The organism is Bradyrhizobium sp. ORS 375 (assembly GCF_000239775.1).
Lineage (GTDB): Bacteria > Pseudomonadota > Alphaproteobacteria > Rhizobiales > Xanthobacteraceae > Bradyrhizobium.
In genome coordinates this window covers 1-1,820 of sequence record NZ_CAFI01000421.1, presented here as the reverse complement: position 1 = coordinate 1,820, position 1,820 = coordinate 1, and the positions used below count along the sequence as shown (strand labels likewise).

The 1,820-nt window shown below is 66.5% G+C and carries 1 protein-coding gene; it reads right to left on the bottom strand.

All coding sequences use genetic code 11. From position 1 onward, the window contains the following. Positions 1 to 134: 134 nt before the first annotated feature. Positions 135 to 1,187, bottom strand: coding sequence for an LLM class flavin-dependent oxidoreductase (locus tag BRAO375_RS27905; protein WP_009030785.1), 1,053 nt, complete (start codon positions 1,185 to 1,187; stop codon positions 135 to 137). Between the last annotated feature and the right edge of the window lie 633 nt (positions 1,188 to 1,820).

The window sequence follows — 1,820 nt, the reverse complement described above, 5'->3', positions numbered from 1 at the left end:
TTGTTTTGCGAAGGACGGCGCTCAGCGTGCCCCACAGAGAGATCACGCGGTATGGGTCCCGGCGTTCGCCGGGACGACGGCGGTGGGTGTTGCGCCACCTCGGGCTCACCCGGAGAACAGTGAGGCCACGTCGGTCAGGACACCGGCGCTGATTCCTCCGCCAGCAATTCACGCACCCGCGGCACCACGACCCGCCCGTACAGCTCGATGCTGCGCATCAGCCTGGCATGCGGCAGCGGGCCCGCCGAGTATTTCAGCTGAAACCGCGCCAGGCCGAGCGCCTTGATCGTGGCGGCGATCTTCTGCGCGACGGTTTCCGGCGAGCCGACATAGAGCGAGCCGTGGTCGGCCTCCTGGATGAACTCGTCGCGGCCCATCGGCGGCCAGCCGCGCTCGCGGCCGATGCGGTCGCGCATGGTCTTGTAGTCGGGCCACAGCTCCTCGCGCGCCTGTGCGTCGGTGTCGGCGACATAGCCGGGGGAATGCACGCCGATCGGGTTCATCGCGCGGCCGAACTGCTTGATGGCCCGGTGATAGAGGTCGACATAGGGGGCGAAGCGCTTCGGATCGCCGCCGATGATCGCGAGCATCAAAGGCAGCTCGTAATGCGCGGCGCGCACCACCGACTCCGGACTGCCGCCGACGCCGATCCACGCCTTCAGCCGGCCGGTCTCGACCGGCGGATAGACCAGCTGATCGCGCAGCGGCGGCCGCAGATTGCCTTGCCAGGTCAGCGGCTGCTGCGGCAACAGGCTGACGAACAGATCGAGCTTCTCCTCGAACAGCGCCTCATAGTCCTTGAGATCGAAGCCGAACAGCGGGAAGGATTCGGTGAACGAGCCGCGGCCGAGGATGACCTCGGCGCGGCCGTTCGACACGGCATCGAGCGTCGAGAAGCGCTGAAAGACGCGGATCGGGTCATCCGAGCTGAGCACCGTCACCGCCGAGCCGAGCCTGATCCGCGTGGTCCGCGCCGCGATCGCCGCCAGCGCCACCTCCGGCGCCGAGATCGCGAAATCGCCGCGATGGTGCTCGCCGAGCCCGATGAAATCCAGCCCGAGCTGGTCGGCCAGCACCGCCTCCTCGACCACGTCGCGGATCACCTGGGCATGCGCCGCGATCACGCCGTCGCCACCGCGGGTGACATCGCCGAAGGTATCCAGGCCGAATTCAAGTGCTGTGGTCATGTGCCGTTCCATTGCGCCGCGCCGTCTTACGGCGTCCCGCTGTCAGCTGGAAGGGCCGGAACCGGATTGCAAGCGGGCGATAGCGAAACACTGGGTTTCACTCCGCGGAGGCCCTGTCTGCGAGCGCGGGTTTGCCGCCTCACCCCGTCATTCCGGGGCAATCGTCATGCGCGACTGCGCATGACGATTGAACCCGGAATCTCGACGTGGCGAAAAAAGAATCCAGACAATCTCGAGATTCCGGGTTCAAGGCCTTTCGGCCTTGCCCCGGAATGACCGTGCTGGCGGCCATGAAAAGCGATTGTCTCCTGCCGTCCACGAAAATTCCTCTTTCGTTTTTCCGAAAACCATGCTCTACTGCGCGCATCCTGCCTCATCGATGAGGGGCGTACGCGCGGTCGTCACGAGACGCGAGGCGGGGATGCGGTGGCCGTGGTGGATCGCAGCGTGGCTCTGGCCGCGCCGACGAACGATCTGCTGCGGACGGTCAAGCCGTGTGGTCCTGGCCTCCCGATGCTGAGGCCAAGTCTGCGATCGTAGCTCCAACGGCACGCGCAGGCGATGGGGGCAAGAACGCCCGGTCCCCAGGGAGAGCACGGAGCAGCCGTAAGCCCATCGCGCAGGGAATGCCGG

What these genes read in the sequence shown, in the direction of transcription:
- BRAO375_RS27905 (WP_009030785.1), bottom strand. Translation starts at nt 1,187, where the DNA reads ATGACCACAGCACTTGAATTCGGCCTGGATACCTTCGGCGATGTCACC.